The organism is Holzapfeliella sp. JNUCC 72 (genome assembly GCF_053668685.1).
Genome location: NZ_CM132220.1, coordinates 1,122,717 through 1,144,345 on the forward strand (window position 1 = coordinate 1,122,717; position 21,629 = coordinate 1,144,345).

General features: G+C 32.6%; 24 protein-coding genes. 9 read left to right on the top strand and 15 right to left on the bottom strand.

Annotation, left to right across the window (positions count from 1 at the left end):
- Positions 1-11: 11 nt before the first annotated feature.
- The 5 genes from aroC to JNUCC72_RS05570 form a co-directional block, all read right to left on the bottom strand.
- On the bottom strand, positions 12-1,181 hold the full coding sequence (gene aroC / locus JNUCC72_RS05550; RefSeq protein ID WP_454144735.1) for a chorismate synthase: 1,170 nt from the start codon (positions 1,179-1,181) through the stop codon (positions 12-14).
- Positions 1,178-2,626, bottom strand: coding sequence for a chorismate mutase (locus JNUCC72_RS05555; RefSeq protein WP_454143640.1), 1,449 nt, complete (start codon positions 2,624-2,626; stop codon positions 1,178-1,180). Before JNUCC72_RS05555 ends, aroC begins: the two co-directional genes overlap by 4 nt.
- Before the next feature lie 414 nt (positions 2,627-3,040).
- Positions 3,041-3,331 carry a putative quinol monooxygenase gene (locus tag JNUCC72_RS05560; RefSeq protein WP_454143642.1) on the bottom strand — a complete coding sequence of 97 codons (291 nt, stop codon included), beginning with the start codon at positions 3,329-3,331 and terminating at the stop codon, positions 3,041-3,043.
- A gap of 16 nt (positions 3,332-3,347) precedes the next feature.
- Positions 3,348-4,316 (bottom strand): NAD(P)-dependent oxidoreductase, encoded by a 969-nt coding sequence (locus JNUCC72_RS05565; protein ID WP_454143644.1) that lies wholly within the window; start codon positions 4,314-4,316, stop codon positions 3,348-3,350.
- Positions 4,317-4,373: 57 nt separating this feature from the next.
- Positions 4,374-4,784 carry a MarR family winged helix-turn-helix transcriptional regulator gene (locus JNUCC72_RS05570; protein WP_454143646.1) on the bottom strand — a complete coding sequence of 137 codons (411 nt, stop codon included), beginning with the start codon at positions 4,782-4,784 and terminating at the stop codon, positions 4,374-4,376.
- 126 nt (positions 4,785-4,910) lie between these two features.
- Here JNUCC72_RS05570 and JNUCC72_RS05575 point away from each other — a divergent pair, with 126 nt between their 5' ends.
- The 4 genes from JNUCC72_RS05575 to JNUCC72_RS05590 all read left to right on the top strand — a co-directional run bounded on the left by JNUCC72_RS05575 (position 4,911) and on the right by JNUCC72_RS05590 (position 8,342).
- Positions 4,911-6,572, top strand: coding sequence for an alpha-keto acid decarboxylase family protein (locus JNUCC72_RS05575; RefSeq protein ID WP_454143648.1), 1,662 nt, complete (start codon positions 4,911-4,913; stop codon positions 6,570-6,572).
- 112 nt (positions 6,573-6,684) lie between these two features.
- Positions 6,685-7,242 (top strand): energy-coupled thiamine transporter ThiT, encoded by a 558-nt coding sequence (gene thiT / locus JNUCC72_RS05580; protein WP_454143650.1) that lies wholly within the window; start codon positions 6,685-6,687, stop codon positions 7,240-7,242.
- 82 nt (positions 7,243-7,324) lie between these two features.
- Complete coding sequence (locus tag JNUCC72_RS05585) at positions 7,325-8,032, top strand: AzlC family ABC transporter permease (RefSeq protein ID WP_454143652.1); 708 nt, start codon at positions 7,325-7,327, stop codon at positions 8,030-8,032.
- Positions 8,019-8,342: an AzlD domain-containing protein gene (locus JNUCC72_RS05590; RefSeq protein ID WP_454143654.1), complete on the top strand. Its 324-nt coding sequence runs from the start codon at positions 8,019-8,021 to the stop codon at positions 8,340-8,342. Before JNUCC72_RS05585 ends, JNUCC72_RS05590 begins: the two co-directional genes overlap by 14 nt.
- Before the next feature lie 30 nt (positions 8,343-8,372).
- Here JNUCC72_RS05590 and dcm read toward each other — a convergent pair whose 3' ends face one another.
- Positions 8,373-9,647: a DNA (cytosine-5-)-methyltransferase gene (dcm, locus tag JNUCC72_RS05595; protein WP_454143656.1), complete on the bottom strand. Its 1,275-nt coding sequence runs from the start codon at positions 9,645-9,647 to the stop codon at positions 8,373-8,375.
- Between the two features lie 107 nt (positions 9,648-9,754).
- Here dcm and JNUCC72_RS05600 point away from each other — a divergent pair, with 107 nt between their 5' ends.
- A complete protein-coding gene (locus JNUCC72_RS05600; RefSeq protein WP_454143658.1) occupies positions 9,755-11,194 on the top strand; it encodes a Sau3AI family type II restriction endonuclease in 1,440 nt (479 codons plus the stop codon).
- A 43-nt stretch (positions 11,195-11,237) separates the two neighbouring features.
- Here JNUCC72_RS05600 and JNUCC72_RS05605 read toward each other — a convergent pair whose 3' ends face one another.
- A complete protein-coding gene (locus JNUCC72_RS05605) occupies positions 11,238-12,056 on the bottom strand; it encodes a DUF975 family protein (RefSeq protein ID WP_454143660.1) in 819 nt (272 codons plus the stop codon).
- Between the two features lie 213 nt (positions 12,057-12,269).
- A complete protein-coding gene (locus JNUCC72_RS05610; RefSeq protein ID WP_454143662.1) occupies positions 12,270-12,428 on the bottom strand; it encodes a hypothetical protein in 159 nt (52 codons plus the stop codon).
- A gap of 154 nt (positions 12,429-12,582) precedes the next feature.
- Here JNUCC72_RS05610 and JNUCC72_RS05615 point away from each other — a divergent pair, with 154 nt between their 5' ends.
- Entirely contained in the window at positions 12,583-13,122 is a 540-nt protein-coding gene (locus tag JNUCC72_RS05615) for a hypothetical protein (protein ID WP_454143664.1), read from the top strand.
- Positions 13,123-13,172: 50 nt separating this feature from the next.
- On the opposite strand, the gene JNUCC72_RS05620 is transcribed toward JNUCC72_RS05615, so the two are convergent.
- Complete coding sequence (locus JNUCC72_RS05620; RefSeq protein WP_454143666.1) at positions 13,173-13,709, bottom strand: helix-turn-helix domain-containing protein; 537 nt, start codon at positions 13,707-13,709, stop codon at positions 13,173-13,175.
- 107 nt (positions 13,710-13,816) lie between these two features.
- Complete coding sequence (locus JNUCC72_RS05625; RefSeq protein ID WP_454143669.1) at positions 13,817-14,431, bottom strand: helix-turn-helix transcriptional regulator; 615 nt, start codon at positions 14,429-14,431, stop codon at positions 13,817-13,819.
- A gap of 177 nt (positions 14,432-14,608) precedes the next feature.
- On the opposite strand from JNUCC72_RS05625, the gene JNUCC72_RS05630 reads away from it, so the two are divergent.
- A complete protein-coding gene (locus JNUCC72_RS05630; protein WP_454143671.1) occupies positions 14,609-15,049 on the top strand; it encodes a hypothetical protein in 441 nt (146 codons plus the stop codon).
- A 24-nt stretch (positions 15,050-15,073) separates the two neighbouring features.
- Complete coding sequence (locus tag JNUCC72_RS05635; protein WP_454143673.1) at positions 15,074-15,559, top strand: hypothetical protein; 486 nt, start codon at positions 15,074-15,076, stop codon at positions 15,557-15,559.
- Between the two features lie 84 nt (positions 15,560-15,643).
- Here the strand turns inward: JNUCC72_RS05635 and JNUCC72_RS05640 are convergent, their stop codons facing one another.
- Both JNUCC72_RS05640 and JNUCC72_RS05645 read right to left on the bottom strand, forming a co-directional pair.
- A complete protein-coding gene (locus tag JNUCC72_RS05640) occupies positions 15,644-16,735 on the bottom strand; it encodes an acyltransferase (RefSeq protein WP_454143675.1) in 1,092 nt (363 codons plus the stop codon).
- A 267-nt stretch (positions 16,736-17,002) separates the two neighbouring features.
- Positions 17,003-17,218, bottom strand: a complete 216-nt coding sequence (locus JNUCC72_RS05645) for a hypothetical protein (RefSeq protein ID WP_454143677.1) — start codon at positions 17,216-17,218, stop codon at positions 17,003-17,005.
- A 397-nt stretch (positions 17,219-17,615) separates the two neighbouring features.
- Here JNUCC72_RS05645 and JNUCC72_RS05650 point away from each other — a divergent pair, with 397 nt between their 5' ends.
- Positions 17,616-18,266, top strand: coding sequence for a helix-turn-helix transcriptional regulator (locus JNUCC72_RS05650; RefSeq protein WP_454144737.1), 651 nt, complete (start codon positions 17,616-17,618; stop codon positions 18,264-18,266).
- A 66-nt stretch (positions 18,267-18,332) separates the two neighbouring features.
- On the opposite strand, the gene JNUCC72_RS05655 is transcribed toward JNUCC72_RS05650, so the two are convergent.
- From JNUCC72_RS05655 to JNUCC72_RS05665, 3 genes are all read right to left on the bottom strand, one after another.
- Complete coding sequence (locus JNUCC72_RS05655; protein ID WP_454143679.1) at positions 18,333-19,259, bottom strand: DUF5655 domain-containing protein; 927 nt, start codon at positions 19,257-19,259, stop codon at positions 18,333-18,335.
- Between the two features lie 450 nt (positions 19,260-19,709).
- Positions 19,710-20,324, bottom strand: a complete 615-nt coding sequence (locus JNUCC72_RS05660; RefSeq protein ID WP_454143681.1) for a hypothetical protein — start codon at positions 20,322-20,324, stop codon at positions 19,710-19,712.
- Positions 20,325-20,463: 139 nt separating this feature from the next.
- Positions 20,464-21,609 (bottom strand): 5-methyltetrahydropteroyltriglutamate--homocysteine S-methyltransferase, encoded by a 1,146-nt coding sequence (locus JNUCC72_RS05665; protein WP_454143683.1) that lies wholly within the window; start codon positions 21,607-21,609, stop codon positions 20,464-20,466.
- Positions 21,610-21,629: the final 20 nt, after the last annotated feature.

Consider the following 21,629-nt stretch of genomic DNA (forward strand, 5'->3'; position numbering starts at 1 on the left):
TATTATTTCCTCTAAAAGTCCAATACTTCTTTTCTGTATTCAGCCAATTGGCGTTTTAGACGTTCCATATTACTGCCATCAAACGTTTCCGTAATAACCTTGGCTAGCTCAATTGCCACAACGCTTTCAATCACGATTGAAGCCGGCACAATAGCGGTTGTATCAGAGCGCTCAACGTTTGCTTTTTTCATTTCTTTTGTTTTAATATCGGCACTTTGAAGCGGTTTGTATAACGTTGGGATTGGCTTCATTGCAGCTTTTACAATAACGGGCATCCCGTTTGTCATACCACCTTCAAAACCACCTAAGTGATCTGTTAAGCGACCAAAACCGTTCTCCTTATGCCAATCAATTTCATCCATTACGGCACTTCCTGGATTCTTTGAAGTGTCAAAACCATCGCCAATTTCAACACCCTTCATCGCATTGACTGCCATCACAGCACCTGCAATTTTGCCATCTAATTTTTGATCAAAACTAACATAGCTACCCATTCCAACAGGCATGTTTGTTGCTACAACTCGGATAACACCGCCCAATGTATCGCGATTACGCTTCGTTTCATCTATTAATTCATGGATGGCTTCGACTTGCGATTGATCTGTTACTCTTAAATCATTTTGTTTAATTTGGTTTTCGATTTCTTTTACATCTAACAATGCTTTTTTGTCTGCTTTTTTAGAACCAACTTGTTCAACGTAACCCACAATATCAATATCTAATTGCTTAAGTAATTGCTTGCAGATAGCACCAATAGCCACTCTCATAGCTGTTTCACGAGCAGATGAACGTTCAAGCACATTTCTTAAATCTTGATGATTGTATTTAATCGCACCAGCTAAATCCGCATGACCAGGTCTTGGACGGGTTAGATTGCGAATTGTGTTTTCAGGCGTTGCATCCGTCAGTGGGTTCATGATTTCTTTCCAATGATTGTGATCGATATTTTTCACCACTAATGAAATAGGTGAGCCTAATGTTTTTTTGTGGCGAACGCCACCTGTAATTTCAACTTGATCATGTTCAATTTTTTGACGACTTCCGCGACCATACCCACCTTGTCTAGCTGCTAAAAGGTCATTAATTCCATCAATATCAAGGGTTAAGCCTGCTGGAATTCCTTCTAAAATACCGGTTAATTGTGGACCATGTGATTCTCCTGCTGTTAAGTAATTCATTATTTCTTTCCTCCGACTTTATTTAATTCGTTTTGGTAATCTTTTGAAGCATCCATAATACCTTGATAGATTTTTTTGAAATGAGGTGCTAATGATTTAACTTGACTGTAATTGTCAATTTTTGCTAAGACTTGTTGCTCTCTTTTAGGATCAAAAACAGGTTTTGATGTTTGTCTTTTGGCTTCACTAACAGCGGTTACAGCTTCAAATCGTTGTTGCAATAACCCAATGATTTGTTGATCAATTTGATTAATCTTTTGACGAGAACTAGCTAAGTCGTCAGGTTGTTGAACTGTCTTGTAAATAATAAATATTCCTGCAACTGCGATAGTGCCAATTACACCTACTAAAATATCTCCTTGAAGAGCTGTTTGAATACCAAATTGTGATAGTTTTCCAGTAATGATTGGCACTGTAAATGAGGCCACACTACCAAACATAAAGTAAATTCCTGTTAAAATTCCTTTGTTTTTAGGGAATAATTGAATCAACAAGTTCAATCCGATTTGCATCACGCCACTTGCTGCACTGAAACCAAATAAGAAAGCTGAAATCATTGAGATAGTAGGCTGTTGTACTTGCGTAATGACAATCAATGATAATAATGACACAACATTCATTATCACAAGTAATCGAGTCGCTGAAAATTGTTGTTTGAGTAATAAGAAAACAGTTAAAACACCGATAATTGACCCTAAACTGTATAGCGAAATCAAGGTGTGTGACGTTAGTGAATCATAATGCAAAATATCTGTTGCAAATAAGCTTATCCATTGTGTAAACCAAATCATAATTGCCATTGAAGTGTAGCTGTAAATCCCTAGTAAAATTGCAACCAAACGTTTTTTATTTTTTGAAAGTGAGGATTGGTCTGATACTTCTTCTTCAATCACAGATTGTTGTTTTGGAAAACGTGTCGTTAAAATAGTTACAAAATTGATCAATACAATCACTGCTGCTAAAACAAATGACCAGCCAAACCATAAGTTACTGCTATGCAAACTGGCAACCACTAGCGGTAAGATAAACTCTCCGACTGAAATGAACGCTTTTAGTAAAATACTGGCAAATTTGTTTTTGTCGCCGATTTCAAGGAATGTTGGGTATGTTGCTGAATCAAACGCTGAATTAGCTACACCGGCTAAAATTGATAACCCGTATGATAGGGTTATATTATGATTGAATGGTGTCGCCATAAAGAATGTAAAGTAAGCCATCATTCCTAAAATTAAAACTTTTTTACGGCCAATACGGTCTGACAAGTAACCCAAAATTAAGTAAGCACCTAGTCGACCTATCCCAACACCTGATAATACGTATGATGCTGTCGCTAGTGGTGTTCCCCAATTGGCACCTAATTCTTTAATGTTTTGCGCTAGAATAATTAGCGCCATTCCATGTACTAAGTAATTTAAGAATAAACTGGTTTTCAGTTTTCGATGACTCATTTTAATATCCTCCTAAATAAAAAAGTCGGTTAGATGATATCATCTAACCGACTTTTACTTATAGAGAATTAATTAACGCAACTTAAAAACCTATAATCATAGCTTATCGCTTTATCGTTTAGATGACCTGCATCTAACCGACAAAGAATTGTTATAACTCTTATCTGCTTTAGATGCAAACGCATTGTTTGAAGCGTTTGCATCAGTAAATACTGGACTAGCAAACGCTTGTGCTAAAGTAATAAAAGCTATAATAATAGTTGAAGTTATGATTAAGATTATTCATTTCAAATTCCCTTCCTGACTTGTTGTTGAATTCATTAAAACACCCTAGTATTAAAAAGTCAAATGTAAAATTAATTTTATTTTAATAAAAAGACGATTCAGCCAAGTTATTCGCGAATCGTCTTTTATTTAATTATTTTGTTGTTCTAAAAATAATAGTTCTGGTTCTTCAGTAACAAAGTTACCGATATTGTTTTTGAAACTTATTAAGTGATCTGTTTTTAGATGGTTATCTAAGCTATCTTGACTATCCCAATGTTCTAAAATCAAGTACTGGTTGTCGTTAGTTGTATCTTGGTAATGAGCATAAGCTAGATTTCCGGCATCTTTTAATGACTTAGCCACTAAATCTGCCATAAATTCTAAGTATTCGCTTCTTTTTTCAGGATTAATTGTGAGTCTGACATTAACAATAATCATTCTTTATCTCCTTTTTCTAATAACCTTTATCAAAATCAACTTGATTAATTTTGATTGTGCCGTCTTGTCTAAAATGTTCTAGGTTTTCGTTAAAAATATCAATAGCTTCATCCAAATATTCGGCGTGTATACCTGAAATGTGCGGTGTGATTAGCACATTGTCCATTGTCCATAACTGATGATTGTCAGGTAAAGGCTCTGGCTCAGTTACATCTAAAGCTAAAGCACCGAGTTTATGATCTTGCATTAGTCGTGCCAAGTCGTCAGTATTGGCGCTTGGACCGCGTCCAATATTAACAAATAACGGTTGTGCAGTCACTTGACTAAAGAAATCATAATTAAATAAATTCGTGGTTTGCGGTGTCAAAGGTAACGCATTAATTACAATATCAGCATCTTTGATAGCGTCTTTGCTGTCAGCTGTGCTGACAACTTGTTCAAAGTATCTAGCATCATGCCCGCTATGGTTAACACCCACAACATTTGCATGAAATACTGTCAAAATTTCAGAGATTCTACCTCCAATATGACCTGTACCAAAAATCACAACTTTTTTACCTTGTAACATTTTCAACATATGAGTAGGTTTGAACCAGTGGCGTTTATTTGCTGATTCTGCAACGCCACGATACAAACTTAAAATCATACCAATAACAGATTCTGAAATTGGTTCTGCGTGAATCCCATTAACTGTTGATAATATAATCTTTTTATCCTCAATTTTTTTAAGTGGAAAGTTATCAATTCCAGCTGATAAAGCTTGAACCCACTTCAATTTTGATTGCTCACTATCGAGTAATTGATTCAAAACAGCAGTGTTATTACCAATCAAAACATCGATATTATCTAATTGCTCTTTTGATAAATTTTCTGTACTCAAATACGATTTAAAATCGTATTTCTGTGCACTTTTTTCAACTGCAGCTTTAATCGCATCACCGTCTAAATTCGAATTTGATTCTGGAACACCAATTAAAATATTCATTTTCTTCACCTCAATAAAAAAGTAATCTGATTATTTGAGTTTGTCAAATTTTGATTTTTAATCGATAACGTCCACATAATCATCAGCCATTTTTTCCATTGCTTTTTGCCAATCGTTATCCGTCTCATCAAAAATAGCGTCAACAATTTTAATTTGTTCTGCATTCATCTTCGTATTTAAATCTTTACCTGCTTGCGTTAATTTTAGAATTTTAACGCGGCGATCTTTTTCAGATTTTTCTTCGTAGACTAAATCACGACTCATTAAATCGCGAATCAAGACATTACAGGCCTGTTTTGAAATGCCCAAAATCAATAATAGTTTTTTTATTGATACTTCTTCAATAGCATATAAACAAAATAAAACACGGTGCTGATTCTTGCTTAAACCATACTCACCATAATCAATTAAACTCGCAAATCTCTGGTAAGCAAAAAAGATAGTTGCCAATCTACTTTTATCGTTCATAAAAATTCTCCTTAAAAAAATAGGTCAATCTTGTTGACTTGTTATTTTATCGGTGTATATTAGTATCTGTAATCAATAAAGGTCAACTTGATTGACCAATAATATCAAAGAAAGAAGTCATAGACTATGTATACCTTATCAGATTATTTATTGGATGTAACAAAATATCTTGGTTCAGATGAAGTTTTTGGTGTTCCCGGAGATTTTAACTTACAATTCTTGGATCACATTACTCACCGTGATGATATGAAATGGATTGGAAACGCAAACGAACTAAACGCATCTTACATGGCTGATGGTTATGCCCGTGAACGTGGTTTTGCAACATTCGTCACAACATTTGGTGTTGGTGAATTAAGTGCAATCAACGGTCTTGCTGGTAGTACAGCAGAACAAGTTCCCGTTCTTGAAATCGTTGGTGCACCAACAACAAAAGTGCAACACAATGGCGGTCTTGTTCACCATACATTTGCGGATGGTCAATTCAAACGTTTTATCAAAGCTCACGAAGCTTTGGGATTAAAAACAACATTTTTAACAAAAGATAACGCTATTAACCAAATTAACGATACACTTCACTACATTTATGAAAATAAAAAACCTGCTTATATCGTTTTACCAACAGACTTAGTGGCACTTCCTGTAAACGAAAGTCTTAAAGCTGGTATTCCTAGCTTGTTTGAAAGTGCTCAAACAGATGTTTCTCAATCAGTTGAAGCCGTTACTTCAGCTATCAAAGCTGCTAAAAAACCAGTTATTATCGTTGGCCATGAAGCACAACGCTTTAACTTAGGCGACGCAATTGAAGGATTCTCAAAACAAAATAATATTCCAGTCGCAACACTTGCAATGGGTAAAAGCACTGTAAATGAAGAATTCGAAAACTTTGTTGGAACTTACAATGGTTCAATTTCTGATGAATCAATTAATCGTTTTGTGGACGAAGCTGATGCAGTTATTACAATCGGTGCGAAATTAACAGACTCAATCACCGGTGGATTTACACAAAGCTTTGGCCCTGAAAAAACAATTAGTTTAAACTTTGATGATGCTACAGTTTACGGTAGAAAACTCACAACACCTTACAACTTTGAAGATGTTATTAATCATTTAGCTTCAACTAACTTGAATCAAAGCTATGATAAAGTTGTTCGCCCAGAACTTGCAAAAGACGAGTTAAAAGCAACAGACAACAAACTAACACAAGAATTTTATGATCGTGCTTTAGAAAAATTCGTTCAAAGTAACAACACATTAGTTGCTGAACAAGGAACATCATTCTTTGGTCTAGCTAGTCAACAACTTAAAGCAGACACAAACTTCATTGGTCAACCACTATGGGGATCAATTGGTTATGCGTTCCCTTCTGCATTAGGTTCACAATTTGCTAACCAAAACGATAACCGTCGTACAGTTCTTTCAACTGGTGAAGGTTCATTGCTTCTAACTATCCAAGATTTCGGTGTTGCTTTCAAAGAAAACTTAACACCTGTTATTTTCATTATTGAAAACAGTGGTTACACAGTTGAACGTGTGATCCATGGTGAAACAGAACCTTATAACGATGTGCCAAAACTTGACTACAGTACAATTTCAAAAGCATTTGGTGCAAAAGATGATCAATATCTATTCATCAATGTTGATACTGAAAAAGATTTAGTTAACGCTATGCAAACAGCTAACGAAAACCCTGACAAAATGATTGTTGTTCAAGCAAACATGGGTATCATGGATGCGCCTGAACAATTGATGAAAACAGGTAAACTATTCGAAGCACAAAATCACTAATGATGACTACTAAAAAACCGCTTCACATTTGAAGTGGTTTTTTTAGTTTAAACAATTGATAACTCTGTTAAACTTTTACTAGCAACTATTTTGATTAAATGAGGACTTCATGATGACTAACAAAATTCAAATTTTTACTGAAACAGCGATTATGTCTGCTTTAGCTATCGTTTTTAACTACATTGTTTTATTTCAAATGCCTCAAGGAGGTAGCGTTTCACTAACTTTTGTACCTATTATTCTGCTTAGCTTAAAACATGGTATACTACCAGGAACTTTATCAGGCTTGATTACTGGGATGATTTCTTTATTTTTTGGTGGCTACTTCTTAAATCCCATTCAGGTTTTATTCGACTATATCTTAGCATTTGCATTGATTGGATTAGCAGGTATTTTTTCAAAACAATTCAAAAAATCCCTAGCAAACAACCATCAAAAAAGCGCGATTACTTACGTCACTTTTGGAGGATTAGTTGGTGGTGCTTTTTCACTACTTAATCATTTTCTAGCAGGTATTTTCTTCTATCAGAGTTTTGCGCCTGAAGGTCAGCCTGTTGCCCTTTACTCACTCATTTATAATGCTAGTTATGTCATCCCAGATACAATTGTTGCAATTGTTATCATTTTGATATTAGTTAATCGAATCCCTAGTTTCTTCACAAAAAGCTAACCATAATGGTTAGCTTTTTTGATTGAAATCTATTCAAAAGTCACGTATTCTAGTCACTAACTTAACTTGGAGGAGTGACGTGATGAATTCAAAACTAGATTTCAAAACTGCTTTACATGATGTTTTGCCGACAACCTTTGGTTATATTGGAATTGGGATTGCCTTTGGAATTATTGGACAAGCTTCTGGACTTAACGTATTTTTAATTGGACTTATTTCACTAATTACTTATGCGGGATCAGCGCAATTCGTATTGGTAGGCCTATTACTCGCTGGTGCACCACTTACATCAATCGTGATTGCCGTTTTCTTAGTCAACTCACGTATGATTATTATGAGCCTGTCTGTGGCACCTTATTTCAAACAGGAATCACTGCTTAAAAACTTGTGGTTAGGAACCTTGTTGACTGATGAAAGCTTTGCTTTAAGTATGAATAAGATTAATTTTACTCAGAATCAACTGAGTTTCACCTGGTTTAATACCGCCAACTTGGTGGCCTATGCGACTTGGTTCTTAGCTTCTATTATTGGTGGACTAATTGGTAATTTTATTCCAAATCCGCAATCCCTAGGGCTACAATTTGCAATTGTTGCAATGTTTATCGGCTTACTTTATTTGCAAGTTAACAGTGATAAAAAATTAACTAAAAAATTGCAGCTAATTACGATTGGCCTCGTTTTTATTTTGATGTATATCGGGCTAATTTTTTTGCCGTCGAATTTATTAATTATTGTTGTCACTTTAATCGGCTGTACGTTAGGAGTTGTAATCAAAAATGCCCTCAACTAATTTTGTGATTTTAACAATTTTTCTATGCGGTTTTGTCACTTGGTGCTCAAGAGCGTTACCTTTTGCAGTCCTTAAAAAAGTTAATCTACCCGACAAAGCCATCGAATTTTTAAATTTTGTTCCCATTGTGATCATGTCCGCACTTTGGTTTGAAAACTTATTTATTCAAAGACTCGGTCAACTACCTGAACTAAATATACAAAACCTTTTAGCTTCAATTCCTACTTTGCTAGCTGCAATATTATCTAAGAGTCTTTTAGTAACAGTTATTGTTGGTGTGATTTCTTTGGGATTAATTCAATTAATATAAAAAAGCATGCCGTATTTACAGCATGCTTTTTTAATAATTATTTTCTATATTTTCAATTTCAGTTCCAATTCTTTTTACGATGTCAGTGACTAACGCATTACCCATGAAGAACATTCTCATACGGTTTGAAACTTCTTTGATTTCGCCATTAACTTTCTTATACTTAGTCCAATCATCAGGAAAACTTTGTAAACGCTCAGTCTCAATAGGCGTTAAAAATCGATAACGACCATTAATTTTTAACCAATGAGTTGATCTATTTGTAGTTCCCTCTGAGGTTAGCATTGTTCTGCCTGGTAAATCAAGATTTTCATGTGGAGACATGCCACCTTCAGAATAGGTGTATTCATATCCTTCTTGACTTGTTCTTTTGATTTTCTTAGGTCCTCTTAAATAAGCAAATTTTTTAATTCTTTCTTCGTCATCTACGAAGTATTTTTCATCCACTTCATTTTCAGATTGCACAATATCTTTTAGTGGTGTCGGTACTTCATCACCTAGTGCTTTTGTATCAATAGTAAAGTATTGACCATGTCGCATAATTCCTGTGTTGAAAACTTTACCTGAAAAATTATCAGATACTTCAACAATATCATTCGACAAGGTATAAGCAGCGTGTCTTTGCTTGTATGGTTCTTGTTTAATTTTGAATTGTTTTGCAAAAAGCCCCTCATTAAAAATGTACGAATCATATTTAGTATCATCGTTATTTGTTTCAAACTTATCATCTAAGAATTGTGCGTAAGGTAAGTCATTTCTAAAGACAAAGAAGTAAACACGTCTTCTTCTCTGTGCGCCTCCATACTCAGCGGCATTAATCACACGCCATTCTACCGAATAATTAAGCTGATTTAAAGCAGATAACATGACAGCAAAATCTCTTCCACGTTGTTTTGATGGTGCTTTTAATAATCTATCCACGTTTTCCAAGATAAGATATTTTGGGTGAATATTTTCAATAGCACGAATAATTTGCCAAAATAAAACACCCTTCTTGCCTTGAATACCCATCTCGTTTTTGACTGACCTAGCTACTGAATAGTCTTGGCAAGGAAAACCACCAACGATAATATCTGCATCCATAGCTTTAAAATCTTCATCAGAAATATTGTTTATATCTGTACAAATATTATTTGATTCTGGATAATGATAATCATAAACTTCAAAGGCATCCTGGCTTTTACGAGAAGGTTCAAATTGGTTAGCCCATTTTGTTTCAAAGAGCTCCTTGTTGGCATGTTCAAGTCCCACTCTAAACCCACCAACACCGGCAAATAGTTCTAGTACTTTCAATTTTTTTGGCATCGTATCAGTTTCCTTCTATCTATTTTATAGTTATTGTTATTTAAAAGTTTTCGATGTCCTTTATTATACTTTGTTTAAGACAAAAGATCAAATTTACTGGAGGATTTATGATGAATTATTTGAGTGTTGAGCAAGTCCATCAAAAAGCACAACAAATTAGAGACATTAAACAAAAAGATTTAATTCAACAATTAGGTTATCAAGTTAAAGGGGATAAAAATTTAATGGGTGACTTATTTGAATCTTGGTTTGGCAAGCCAAAAGATTCTGATAGTTCACCTGACTTAGGAATTGTTGAACTAAAAGCGACCCCTTTTAAACGATTAAAAAGTGGCAAAATTAGTGCTAAAGAAAGACTGGTTTTGAACATTATTAATTACGAAAACCTCGTTACTGAATCATTTGATAGTAGTCATTTAATTCAAAAAAACGAAAACCTAGAACTAGCTTTTTATGAATATAATCAAGAGATTCCTAAATCTGATTGGTTTTTCAAAGAAGTTTTCAGCTACCAAATGAAACAATATCCTGCTGATTTTGAAATTATCAAAAAGGATTGGCACATCATACAAGAGTATGTAAAAGCTGGTAAAGCGCACGAATTAAGCGAGAGCCTAACCGATTATCTATCAGCTTGTACTAAAGGTGCTAATCGGAAATCAGTCCGTACACAGCCTTTTTCTGACGTCAAAGCTAAACAGCGTGCCTTTTCTTTTAAATCAAGCTTTATGACGAATTTATTAAGGCAATACGTCTTCAATGAAAACAAAAATGAAAGTATTATCAAAAATGCCGAAGAGGTTAAAGACAAATCACTTGAACAGCTAATCAAAGAGAAATTTGAACCTTACATTGGTAAAACTCAAGACGAACTACAAAAGTTATTTCAAATCGATTCAAGCAGTAAAAACACCCGCAATATGATTGTAAGAGCTATTTTGGGACTTAATAAGAATGGAAAACTAGATAAAGTTGATGAATTTGAGAAAGCCTCGATAGTGCCAAAGTCTATTTTAGTAGATGAAAAAAATAATCCTAACGAACATATGTCGTTTCCAGAGTTTAGCTTTCAAGAATTAGTAAATCAAAATTGGACTGATAAAGAGGATAATCCTGAAGCTGATTTACATAAGTACCTTGTAGAAAGTAAATTTTTATTTGTAGTTTTTAAAGAAATTAACGCGAACGCAGTCATACTAAAAGGCATTAAATTTTATAGTGTTCCACAACATCAGTTAGATACGACTATCAAAGAGGCCTGGCTCAATACTAAACACAAACTGAAAGAAGGAGTTCAATTAGAACTTAAAGGTCAACGTGTCTATAATAACTTAATCAAAAGTACTAATAAATCAATTGTTCATGTTAGACCACATTCTCGTCTTTCAAGTTATCAAAACAATCAATATGCCAATAAACTGCCAACACCATCAAATTGGGTTAAAAAACCGAAAGATAATCAGAAATATACTGACAATTACATGACGACACAGTCTTTTTGGTTTAACAAAGATTATATTAAGCAAATAATTAGTGACTTGCTTTAGTAACAACAAATGAAAAGACTTAACCGTTATGGTTAAGTCTTTTTTATTCTTCTTTTTTCGTTATCTCATCATAAAATCCTGCATAAACCATTTCAGCATAAGCATTGAACCAACAGATTCCTAAAATACCTAACGTTAAAATATTAAGTAAATACCAACCTAATAAACTTAATTGTAAGATGAAAAATTCAAACATATTTTCTTTTTTTGTCATTAATACATAGGCTTTTTTGAAAGCATAAAACACGCCTTCACCTATTTCATAACTGTCTGAGTAAGTATACGCCATTTGGTCTGTAACGTTTGTAAACAGTAGTGCCACAATGTAGATGACCAGATAAACTAACAAAGCAATTCCAATAATAGCAATCGCTAATGCATCGTTGTGAACCATACTCTTAGCAGCTTCAGAAAGGGCATCGACTAAATCAGTCAGTGTATCTTTAACCCAACTAACAATATTGTTATAAATGCCAATTAGTACCAATAGCCCTATGACATATAACCATTTTTTATCTTTAAAAACATACAAGATAGCTTCCTTACCCGTTTTAGGCTTGCTATCTTTTCGATAAGACTTCAGCATAATCATTTTCATACTGAAATCAAACCATGTTTTGATCAGTGCAACTACGATGATAACTAACCACGTTGCTGTCGCAATTAAATAAAATTTTCTAATTGACTGTACTGGATCCATGCTCAGATCCAATGAGTTTGAAGTAAGTCCAAAAAAGCTAGCACAGACCATTGCAATTACAATGTACTGCATAACTGCTGGTATGAAAGTTAATTTGAAATAATAGCCCCTATTTTGACTAACTAATTCTTTTGCATTTTCCTTAATCTGTTTTCTATTCATTATTATCCTCCAATTATAATGCTGTATCTTAAACTATAACTGATATGACTTTTTATTAATAGGTACAATCGAAAATTCCAATTATATTATGACGCTAGCAATAAATTTTGGAGGATTTAACATCCCCCTCAATAAGTACTTATTAACAACATTTATATGTTTGACTTGTAGCATAATTTTAATGGCTTTAGTAGTTACCTTTACTTAGTTACGTCAAATATTTTCAGGCAGAAAAATAAAATACAAAAAGACAAGTAATGCTAAGGCAAACATAACGGATCCAATAAAAACATAGATTTTATTCCTTTTATAAATACCTGAACCCAGTAGTCCTAAAGAAATTAATACAAATACTAAAAACATAACTGACATCGAACTTCCTCCTTATAAATCATCCAACAACCCTATAACTTGTCGTTATCATAGCACAGCATATCAACTCTACTATATTAAACTTTTTTCTTATCAAATCTTTTAACTAATTCCTATGTTATAATGCAAGCAATCAAATTTTGGAGGATTTAACATGAAAAAGTTCTGGTTCACAGGGTTACTACTACTGGTTTTAGCTATTACAGGATGTGATAGTAATAAGAGTGCAGCTTTAACAACTATCAATCTTAATAATGAAATAGCAAATTCTAAAACAGGATCTTTTGAGAACGGGGTACTCAAAACTGATTCACTTACGCTCAAAATAGTAGGCTATGAGGTCGTTAAAAAAAATGAATACTCTGATTATTTAAAAGACACTGCTCAATATTCTAAACTTGTCGTTAAATTTGAAGCAAATAGCAATATTCCTAATAGTGAAATTAATGCTAATTCAGCTTTCTATAATTTCTTTAATGTTTACCAGGATAATGAGCCATTGCCTGTTAAATTAAATTTTTGTGGTATGACTTCTCCTGCAAAAAATATTGATAGCAGTAATGAATTTCGCTATCCTTCTATGTTTTACTCATTAAGAGACGACAATTCTGATTTTACTTTAGTTGCAAGTAAAGGTTTTCAATTCTTAGGAAAACAACGTCTTAAAAATCCTAATAATCCAAATAATAGTTAAGCAAAAAATAGCCTATAAAAGGCTATTTTTATTTCTGATAGAATCTATAATTAATGACTAAAAATTAATTTTTTGTTTACTCTTAAATAATGGTTAATAATATTAACTACTTTAACAGTTCCCTTATATAAAAATGGAATCAATACTGCTCCAAATATACAAAGTAACACACTACTTATTAATTGCCATAATGCAAAAGACTGCAGCCCTGACAATGTTGATATATATAATATGAATGGTGATAAAATAAAAGCAATAAGGGTTACCCAAAGCGAAAACACAATACTAATAACCACAATAAACACAGCAAGACCAACTATCAAGTTAAACAAAATGACACCAAACAAGGCTAAAATATTTATTCTCTTGTTATTTTTTTGTTCATCATAATTCTCATCTGAAACCAAAGTATTTAGTGGTGTTTGATAAAGATGGGCAATCTGATTTAGTGTCTCAATGCTGGGCAAAGCCTGATCCTGTTCCCATCTAGAAACAGTTTGCCTAGTTACATATAGTTCTTTTGCTACCTGTGATTGTGTCGCTTTACTTTCTTGCCTTAGTTCTTGTAACTTTTGTCCTAATGTCATCATTATTCCTCGCTCTCTTATTTTAACTTACACCAAAATGTTGTCACATCACAAGCAATTGTCATGTTACATTGGCTTGTTAATCAAAAAGCTAGTCCAACACTGGACTAGCTTTTTCTGTTTAATAACGCCAAGATAATCGAAAACTCACTCATACTTATAATCAACACTGCCAAAATATAATAGACTTTAATGTTTAACATAACTGGTATAGCACCAATCGTAATTCCAGTGATATGACCTGCAATGAGTGGCTGAAATAAAACAATTAAATTAATTAGCATTAAGCTAAATGGCAGGCAACTCATTAGTATAAATCCCCTATTTTGCATTTTTGTTTTGCGAAAGAAGATACCATAAACCAAAATACTACCAATTACCAATACAAAAGCACCTGGAAAATTAACTACCTGGAAAGTATCGCCATACATTAGTAGAACTAAAATCAATTGCATAATAATAAAAAGTTTGCTAAATAAACGATGTCGGTTGCCCATCGGAACTGTTGAATGGTCTTCACTTACACCATTATGATGAATCAAGTCGTCAATTGTCGTTTCAAAAAAGACACTAATCTTTTGAAGCGATAACATATCAGGCTCAGTTCGACTATTCTCCCAAGATGAAATGACTTTACTAGAAACATTTAATTTCTGTGATAATTGCTCTTGAGTTAATGATTTTTGTTTTCGTAATCTTTTTAAATTATGACTAAAATACATCTCACGCCTCCAATTGTAGTTTCAGTATACTAAATCTCACCCAGAATTTGAAATCAGTTACAAAGAACTTCTCTACAAAATAAAGATAATCAAAAATCAACAATTTGGGGATGTTCATCTTCGACTATCTTTAGTAATTTGAATTTATTAACAACTATGAAAAGAGGTTACATTTTTATGCTTAAAAAGTACAGTTGTACATTGTTGACGATATTAACTTTAATAATGTTTACAGGATGCTCAGTTAAATATTATGAATTACCATCACAGGAATCATCGCAAAATTCACTGCCTATTGACACAAATTCAAAAACTGACGAATTGACTTTGCCGAAAAGTTCGAGTTCTACCATCATTCAAAATCTAGCAGTTACTAGTAATAACGATAATCCCAATCAATTTGAATTACCTATCAAGATGACAAAAAACAACACTAATACTTTTTTTAAAGTCTCTGCTAAACAAGGTGATCACACTTTAGTATACGAAGAGGTTATCAATGAAAATAACTCCATCAAATATTTTCAACTTTTTGATTTAACGACCCCCGTTTACTTTCAATTATCTGACTACAAGACAAATCAGATTTTATTTGAAAGAACTTACTACCTAAACTAAATCAAAATTATGAAAGGAATCACTATGAATAAAAAATTATTTGGACTAATTTTCATACTGGTTTTAACTGGCTGTTCAAATCAACCCAACAACAGTTCACAACACTCTGAAGCACAACATGATCAGCATATTGTCTACCAAAATAACGACGGCACTTTTAATCGACGTGAAGATACAGTCTACCTTCTAAATCAGCCAACGAAAATAACTGGTTGTCAAATTGTTTCTCAAGATAACCAACTCACGCTTATATTTGATACACCATACGATTACAGTCATACAACGATTGGTGTTCCTAATAATAATTACACAGATATCAGTGTTTCTCAAAATAATCAAGAATTGATTAGTGACGGCGTTAATATTAGCCAATCAAAAATCAACGATATTGGCTATAGCACCAAATCTTCATCTTATAAGGTTTTAGATTCTTCAGCTCCCATAAAACTAAAAATAACTGAAGGTAAAAATAAGAAAATTTTATTTGAGACAACTTATTATTTGATTTAAGCCAAAATCACGGAAGAATAATCATAATATATTTTCCTAAAAAATACTCAAAATTATTTTTAACTAAATTAAACGTTTTCGATTTTACATCATAAATTTCTTTAGTAACGGAATATAACGTATCATGACTGTAAGTAATAAAGAAATCACAAACACGATACCTGTAATTATTGGTACAGCAATAAGTGCGTTATTAAAAATTTCAAATAGATGGAAGTTTTGAACTAGGATATGAATAATCAAGAAGTGGATCAAGTAAATCCCCATCGTAGCCGATGACAGATATGTTAACCACTTTACCCATTTGTGATTTTGCTGTACTTCCCAGTTAATTTTGTTACCTAGTTCTTTAATAAAAATAAAGATAGCTAATGATGTTAGCATAACATTAAGACTTACGTAACTATAAAGAGGTGTTATGATTGCGCTGTATCGATACGAAATAGCTCCTGTTCCAAGAATGGTTACCAAAATCCCACTAAATCCAAGAAAGTACAATACATAACGCCATTTTTTGCTCAAATTGATATGATTAAAATAATACCCCGCTACAAAATACGCCGAAAATCCTAAAGTTAAATGGAAATAAATACTGGAATTTAGGGTACCTAAACTTTCAAAAACTGTTTTGACTAAAGGCGACATTGTACGATACTTTGCCAAACTATCATAAAGATCAAAAACCGTTGGTAAAAGCACAGTAAATATAGCAGATAAAGCTAGGAAATAACGCGTCATTTTGATATCTTCTGTTATTTTTCTCAAGAACGGTACAATAAGGTACAATCCTATGATCATATGCAAGAACCATAAATGCGAGTAACCTTCAATCGTTATTCTCAATGCATCATAGAAATTTTTAGCTTCAAAATAATTGTAAATACCATATACAAGATGCCAAAAAATAGCAACATAAATAATACGCGAAATATTTTTTGTGAATAATTTTTTTAAATTAACCTTTTTTCGTGGATTTAAAAATAATACCCCTGATATTATCACAAAAATTGGCACACACCATCGCATTAAACTATCCCAAAAGTTTAAACTTTGCCACGTAAAAGTTCTAACATCTTCCGTGTAGTAAAGACTTTGAGACGATACATGAATAACAATAACAGCGATTGTTGCAAGCACTCTCAATATATCTAAATAATAGATTCTTTGCACTTTCATTTAATAATAATCCTCCAAATTATAATATTAATTCTATTTTAACATGCTTTTTATTAATTTAGATTTTATCGCCCATTAATCACACAAAAAAGGCCTGCTTGACTGTCGTCAAACAAGCCTTTTTTGTATGTTTTTACTCAAAAGTAAACGTATATGTGTGTACTTAGAAAGTACATTTTTAAAATACATTATTAAGCGATTTATTGCAAATAAAAAATAACCGTAAAAAATGATAACTAGTATCATTTTTTACGGTTATCGATTGCGTTATTCTTTTATTTTTAGACCGCTTTTAAATAGCCACAGACCTAATTTTATGACATTTGATAGCATAAAAATTAGAATCAAAACTCTAGGTATTTGCCAAATATAATCATTCCCTGGAAAAACACTAAAATAGGATACTCCGGCTAAAATCATGGCAATCATAATCAAAAATAGTCCTGTATAGATAAACACTAACTTTCGCTGTGTATTAGTCATTTACGCATTACCTCCAGTAGATTGATAAGATTAAATCAGGTGTTATTCGACCCGTTATCACTTATAATGTTGAACATTTATACTTGCTGATACCCCCACGATGAAAGCTTGTCTTCTACTGATATCTCGTCAATCTATAAATTAGAACTTTAAATAACAATTAATTGATTATCAATAATGTACTTTGCGTTTTGATAATCGCTCAGTAATTCCTAACGACTACCCGTTGTTATAGAATTACCAGTATTTGACTATACCAAAAGTTCGCTTTAATTCTTAGCTATTTTGGGTTACATTTACCTATTCTATCGACAACTTTTTCGCTATAATTAAAATGATTCATAAACTCATATAAAAGGAGATTACGGTTATCGAATTTAGTGAGAAAATCAAATATATCAGAAACTATCACAATCTAACTCAAGATCAGCTCGCAACTAAACTCAATGTTTCTCGTAAAACGATTTCTGCTTGGGAAAATAACCGCGGAATTCCTGATTATTATTTAGTTAAAGCTATTGAACAATTATTTAGTATCGATTCTGACAATCTTCTCAATCCGAAAAAAGAAATCAATTTTGATATTTTTGAATTAAAACGAAAACATCTGCTTAAAATTAAAATCATTTCTGTTATAGAAATTCTATCGTTAATTATCGGCTATTTAACTTTAGTACAGTTAGTAAATACTTTTTATAATACACTGTTTTTACTTTTTAATACTTTTTACTTAAACAAATTAATAAATAACTACTACAAAAATTTTTCTCAAAAATTGTCCGAATATGTTTCACCTGTAGGATTATTCGGTGTTATTTTAATTGCTAACATTCTTTTAGGTGGGATATTTACTGTTAATCTGATAAATAGCAACTTACATCAGAAAATGGAATATCATCTAGGCAAATCAACAGGATTATTTATTGTAAGTTTAATAGTCAGTTACGCTGTTTTTATGACATATAAAGTTGCAGTTATTTTGTATAAAGAAAAAACACCGAATATAAGCAAAAAAGGTTCGAGAATAAATAATAAATTGAACAATTAATTCTTATACAATCTCTAACTATTTTCAAAAAAAACAAAAACCTTTAGACTATTGTCTAAAGGTTTTTTACTGATCATTTTTTATCATAGATTGTTTTATTAAGTCGATAATATAAGGTAGATCAGTATGATTATTGAATGTCACTTCATAATCCCCATTCCCATATTTACCAATATTTCGCATATCTCGAGCATAATCAAGTTTGTCATTCAATTGACCAAACTTTAAATTCAAGAACAATTTTAATTGTTTCTTTTGAATGGTGATATCACAAAAGTCCTTATCATTAATCAAAAAAGCCAGATAAGTTTTATGAGCTTTGATTGAAATATTGGGATTCAAATCCAAAATTTCGATTTTCAATTCCTGATACAAGTCGTTTGTTTCATCTGAACCTTTCTTCAACATATCCGCTTCAGTATAGTTTTTCAATTCACTAATCTGTGTAAAGTTAACTTGCTCTTTAGTTAACATTGTTTGACTTTTAGCCACCTTTGTTGGCTTTGTTTTTTCAATATAATCGAGTTGAATTTGACCATTCTCAAATTGCTTGATTTGATATAAATCAATTGGCAACTCCGGATTATTCACTGCATCTAACTGATAATTCGTATAGCCTTTGGTAATAAAGTTAATTTTAGTTTGTTCAAAATTGAATTCATCCACGCGTCTATGCGTGCCATGAACCTCGTTATATAGCAAAACGAAATCTGCTTTATGATTGAGTAATGTATTCAAATAAGCATATCCCTGGTCAATCACACTATATTTGGTATCGTTTTTATACTCAATAATCACAAAACTATTAGTTGTTTCGTCAAAGGCAACCGTATCTAAGCGATAATGTTCCACGTGAAACTCAGTCGCCAAAAAAGTTAATCCCAGCAAAACTTCAGTATTTTCTTCGACTAAACGTTGAATCTCTTTTTCAACTTTAAACGGAATGGCTTTTAGACGCGTTAGTTGATTATTTTGAAATTGATAAAGTGACATATTTACTCCTCTAAGTTTAGATTATAAAACTATCTTAACTTTAATCAATCATAGATGTCACCTCTTTTAATCTCTTTTATCATGCCATAGACAGATAAGCCTATCGTTATGACATATGCTATCACGAATAATAATCGAAGTTGATAATAAAATGACAATCCTAAAATAACGATTGTAAGAACAAAAATCAGTACAAACAAGTACAGGCTCGGGATATAGTAAACTCTTTTTTGTCTTGTTTCTTCATTATTTTTATCATAACCATACCTAGCCAAAAGTAAAACTAGCATTGAAGGTACTATCAAGAACATACTGATAGCCAAATAGAAAAGGTTTCCAAAAGTAGCTATTGCTATAATTCCTAGAATAAAACCAAATAATAGTTTTTTAGACATAAGTTAACCCCTTCCCAACTTTTAAATCAACTATAAAAAGGCCTATAACGGCCTTTTACTCATAATAAGTTCCACCTAACATTTTTTGAATATTAGTGTGTTTTGAATGTTGAATATTAAATGTGGGATAATCTGCAGCTGATTTGTCTAGTAGATTACGATTGAATGAATTGTCAATAATAATTTGATCATTAGAAATCGGATTGCCATATTTCAAACTATCATCTAATTGTTGAGCTTTTTCGGCAACATAGTTATTCAACTTAACTAATTCTTGTTGATTAGCTAGCAACTGGTTAATCAGTTCTTGGTCAAAATCTACAGTAATAAATTGTTGCTGTGGTTGTGGTTCTACCATATCTTTATACTGACCACCTGTTATCAAATAGACATCAATTTTATGGTTGGGGTACCTTGTGGTTAAATCTTGATAAATTGATTCTGCAATTGCAATGTTATTAGGCTTAGGTTGCACATCATCCAGTGTTATTTTTTCAGTTGGTTTTGCAGTTTTAATCGCAATATTACCATTATAAGGGTAATCAACAAACTCGTTTAATGGCGATTGATGTCTATTCAAATAATCATTCGCCATAACACCAGTAGATATCGTCCCCAATAACAAGGTCACAGCAGCTACTGCTGTTATTACAATCGTTTTCTTCTTCATTTTCTAGCCGTCCTCCAATAGATAGTTGTCATTAACGTATCAATCAAGCGTACTAATTTCAAGATTTATTCGTCTACCTTTAATGTTTTTTAAACGTAAAAGTCAAACAAAAAAGACTTCAATCGAAGTCTTTTTTGTTTTATTTAACTTTATCAACTGCAAATACTTCATTTGCAATTTCGATAACTAGTTTAATTTTATCCCACTGTTGTTCTTCAGTTAAATGATTCCCTTCTTCAGTTGAAGCAAATCCACACTGTGTACTTAATGATAAGTTTTCAAATGGGACATATTGGCTAGCTTCTTTAATGCGAGCTGTAATTAATTCTTTTGACTCTAATTCTGGTTTTTTGCTAGTAATTAAGCCTAAGACAACTTCCTTACCTGGTGCGACATGTTGAAGAGGTTCAAAATCACCTGAACGATCATCATCAAATTCAAGATAGAATGCAGAAACATTTTCTTTTGCAAATAAAGTATCGGCAACTGTTTCATACCCACCACTTGCTGCCCATGTAGAAGCATAATTACCTCGACAAACATGCGTTGTTACTGCTAAATCAGCTGGCAAATCAGCTAGAGCACGATTATTAAAACTTAAGTAAAGTGCTTTTAATTTTTGTGCATCCTGATAATCTGCAGATATTGTTTTCAAAAAGTTTTGATCAGCAATCATTCCCCAAGTACAGTCATCCAACTTAAGATGACGACAGCCTTCATTATATAATGCAATGATTAAATCATGATAAGCCTGTGCAACATCTTCAATCAGTTGATCTTGACTATCATAAAATTTACCAATAGCTTCGATGTTCTCAGGTCCTCTCACTAATTCTGCATAAAGTTGGGCAGGAGCCGGAATACTTTGACGGGCAACTAGCTCATCATCTGATTCAACTAAACTTTGTAAGTATTTAAATGCTAACAAATCTGGATGGTTTTCGTTAAATTTGATTTTACCGCTTACTTGAGCTGAATCATTACGTGTTTCGACTCCGTGGAATAAATAGCCATGTTCTTGCTTCGTGTGACTAATACCATCAAATCCCCAAAAAGTATCTAAGTGCCAGTAACTGCGGCGAAATTCCCCATCGGTTACAATTTTTAGACTCACTTCTTTTTGTTTTTCGACTAACTTTTTGATTTCTTCATTTTCAACTTGAGTTAACTCATCTTGTGTAATTTTATTTTGATTAAATTTTTCGCGTGCGATTTTAAGACTTTCAGGTCTTAAAAAGCTTCCTACTGTATCATAATGACTTGTTCTTCCGTTAATTTTTGGCATAATTACTCTCTCCTTAAGAT